The sequence below is a fragment of the Chitinophaga sp. genome (genome assembly GCF_036569125.1).
In the GTDB taxonomy this organism is placed as follows: domain Bacteria; phylum Bacteroidota; class Bacteroidia; order Chitinophagales; family Chitinophagaceae; genus Chitinophaga.
The window spans coordinates 1-2,434 of record NZ_DATCRF010000201.1 but is presented as its reverse complement, the minus strand read 5'-3'; the positions used below and the strand labels follow the sequence as shown (position 1 = coordinate 2,434).

Sequence of the window (2,434 nt, the reverse complement as noted above, 5' to 3'; positions counted from 1 at the left end):
TTTGCAGAGCGGGATGAAGCCCTGAACATTGAAAAGGGAACTTACCTGGCCTTGTTAACGCACTCCGGTTCCCGTGGCCTGGGCGCTACCATTGCAGGTTATTATACCCGGCTGGCAAAACAGTTGTGTAAGCTGCCGCAGGAAGCCGCTAACCTGGCCTACCTGGATATAGATACGGAAGCAGGACAGGAATACTGGCTGGCTATGAACCTGGCCGGTGATTATGCTGCTGCCTGCCATGCAGTGATCCATCAGAAATTAACGCAGGCTATTGGCGGACAGGTATTAGCTAAAATAGAGAACCACCACAACTTTGCCTGGAAAGAGATCTGGAATGGTGAAGAAGTGATCGTGCACCGGAAAGGCGCTACACCGGCAGGTAAGGGCGTAATGGGTATTATACCGGGCAGCATGACGGCCCCTGGTTTCCTGGTGCGTGGTAAGGGCGAAGAGCTGTCTGTGAACTCAGCCTCCCATGGCGCCGGACGGCAAATGAGCCGTACCAAAGCAGTGCAGAACATTTCGAAAGATGACTTTAAAGCAGTATTAAAGGCCAACGAGGTAACATTGATCGGTGCAGGGTTGGATGAAGCGCCGATGGCTTATAAAGATATCAATGTAGTAATGGCTGCGCAGCAGGAGCTGGTGGATGTGGTGGCGAAGTTCACACCTAAAATGGTGCGGATGGCCGATGACGGTAGCCGGGAAGATTAACGGCAAAATATAAAATCATAAATGTAAAATTTAAAATGTAAAAGTAAATATCGCGAAACAAGGTAGGCGTATGTTCGCGGCATTTACTTTTACATTTATGATTTTACATTTTACATTCTTTTAGCTAGCCTCTCCTTATTTTACTACATCATATTTCACCCAGATAATACTATCCTCCAACTGCTCCACGTGCGTAAGCTTCAAAGCTACCGCTGGCAATCTCCCTGCATCCAGGTCCGTATCCAGCAGCGTAGGGCTGTCTGTTCCATCGGCTATGGGATAATAAAGCACACTGTATGCATCAATTAACCCTTCAGCATGTAAGGCCCCGTTTATTTTTCCGCCGCCTTCCAGCTTTATTTTCTGAATGTTAAACAGCTTGTTCAGCTTTTCCAGCACAGTGCTGAAATTAATCTGCTGCTTACCGCCAAAAATGTAAGACACACCCTGCTCCTGCAAATAGGCCAGGTAAGCATCCGGCACCTGTTCGGTAAGTACGGTGATTACATGGTCGCCATCAATTTCAGGGCTGTCCCATCCCAGCTTACCATGCGCATCTACGGCCACCGCAAAGGAATCTGCTGCTGTGGTGGCCACATAGTCTATTCGCTGCACTGTTTTACCACCCGGTGCAAAAACAGGCGCTGCTATGGTAAAATGCTGCTGCATGGTAATGCGTCCGCAAAACCAGGCATCTGCTTTTTCCAACTCACCGGTTCTTTCATATGCTGGAAAGCCTTTTGCAGATTGGGGCCAGTGCTCCGTTTGGATCCTGCCGTCAATGGAGCAAAGCATATGGCAAACGATGTATGGTTTCATATAAAGATGGTTGTATAAATTATTCTTTCAGTACCTGTGTATTTAAAAGCAGTCCAAATGAAAGTGCGGTGTTGTAAGCGTGCCCTTACATGGCCTGCACCTGCGCCCAGATCTCCTCATTCACCAGTACACCTTCCTGTTCGCTTTGCAGGCGCTTGCGCAAAGTATTTTCACCGGGGTAGGCTATACGCCCGCCGCGTGTAGCCGGCGTGCTGCCTTTGGTGTACTTTAAAATTTCTTCTATCAAAGCGGCATGCAGGTCGGGTTTATGCAAAGCAATAAAACACTGGGATACGCCAAACTCTTTTTTATCGGCCGTGATCTGCCCGGTAGACCGGCCGCCGCTAAGGGCCACCAGCAGCACATCCAGCACCATAGCCAGGCCTGAGCCTTTCCAGAAACCAATGGGCAAAGCGCGTTTATTGTTGCGGATCACTACCGGGTCGGTGGTGAGCTCCCCGTTATCATCATAACCGCCTGCTACCGGCAGCTGCTCCTGTTTTAATTCATGCTCCTGCATTTTTCCGTATGAGAATTGCGACATGGCCATGTCCAGCACAATATGCCCTTCTGCCCGCGGTACCGCTATCACTAAAGGATTGTTGCCCAACACCGGCTCAGCCCCGCCCCAGGCAGGCATACCGGCAATAGCATTGGTAAAGCAAATGCCAATACAGCCTGCATTGGCTGCCTGCCAGCCATAGGTACCGCCCCGCATCCAGTGGTTGGTGTTTTGAATGGCCACACAGCCAATACCATTGGCCTGCGCCAGCTCAATAGCGCGCTGCATACAGGCCGTGGCGTTATACATGCCCGCGCCCAGGTTGCCCGTCCAGGTTTCCAGGAGGCCGTTCTTTTCCAGCAGCGCAGGTTCTGCATCCGGGTGCACCAGCCCATCTTT

3 protein-coding genes are annotated in these 2,434 nt (G+C 50.6%); 1 reads left to right on the top strand and 2 read right to left on the bottom strand.

From position 1 onward, the window contains the following. Positions 1-714 (top strand): RtcB family protein (locus tag VIM87_RS07215; RefSeq protein ID WP_331996330.1); only part of this gene is annotated, 714 nt, incomplete at its 5' end. A gap of 135 nt (positions 715-849) precedes the next feature. Here VIM87_RS07215 and VIM87_RS07210 read toward each other — a convergent pair. Together VIM87_RS07210 and yiaK are read right to left on the bottom strand one after the other, a co-directional pair. After that, entirely contained in the window at positions 850-1,533 is a 684-nt protein-coding gene (locus tag VIM87_RS07210; RefSeq protein ID WP_331996329.1) for a dihydrofolate reductase family protein, read from the bottom strand. An 85-nt stretch (positions 1,534-1,618) separates the two neighbouring features. Beyond that, the coding region (yiaK, locus tag VIM87_RS07205; RefSeq protein WP_331996328.1) for a 3-dehydro-L-gulonate 2-dehydrogenase at positions 1,619-2,434 on the bottom strand (816 nt) is incomplete at its 5' end.